1 protein-coding gene is annotated in these 815 nt (G+C 66.4%); it reads left to right on the plus strand.

All coding sequences use genetic code 11. The annotated features are described in order from the left end of the window. The coding region (locus EN991_RS38260) for a ligase-associated DNA damage response exonuclease (RefSeq protein ID WP_127370631.1) at positions 1-712 on the plus strand (712 nt) is incomplete at its 5' end. Positions 713-815: the final 103 nt, after the last annotated feature.

Consider the following 815-nt stretch of genomic DNA (forward strand, 5'->3'; position numbering starts at 1 on the left):
GATAGCGGTCGAGCATCAGGGCACGCGCATCGTCGCTTCCGGCGACTACAAGCGGCAGAGGGACGCGACCTGCGCGCCATTCGAGCCGATCCCGTGCGATGTGTTCATCACCGAAGCGACGTTCGGCCTGCCGGTGTTTCGCCATCCCCCCGACACCGAAGAAATCGCCCGCCTGCTGAAATCGGCCGCGCAGTTCCCCGAACGCTCGCATCTGGTCGGCGCCTATGCGCTGGGCAAGGCGCAACGGGTGATGCGGCTGTTGCGCGACGCCGGCTACGACAGGCCGCTCTACATCCATGGCGCGCTGGCCAAGCTCAGTGAGTACTACCAGAGCCAAGGCATCGATCTCGGCACCCTCGAACCGGCGACCGTCGAAAGCGGCGGCAAGGATGATTTTGCCGGCGCCATCGTCGTCGGCCCGCCTTCGGCCTTCGCGGATCGCTGGGCGCGGCGGTTTCCCGATCCGATCTCGTGCTTTGCGTCAGGCTGGATGCGTATCCGCCAGCGCGCCAAGCAGGGCGGCGTCGAACTGCCGCTGATCATCTCGGACCATGCCGACTGGGATGAGCTGACCGCCACCATCAAGGAGACCGGAGCCGAAGAGGTCTGGGTGACGCATGGCCGCGAGGAGGCGCTGGTCCGCTGGTGCGAGCTCAAAGGCATCGCGGCGCGGCCGCTGCACCTGGTGGGCTACGAGGACGAGGGCGATTGATGACACCTTTGGCTGATTTTGCGCCCTACGGCGCCCCCCTCTGTCCTGCCGGACATCTCCCCCTCAAGGGGGGAGATCGGCTGCTTCGACGCTGCGCTCATTC

The sequence above is a fragment of the Mesorhizobium sp. M7A.F.Ca.US.005.03.2.1 genome (assembly GCF_003997795.1).
GTDB lineage: Bacteria > Pseudomonadota > Alphaproteobacteria > Rhizobiales > Rhizobiaceae > Mesorhizobium > Mesorhizobium ciceri.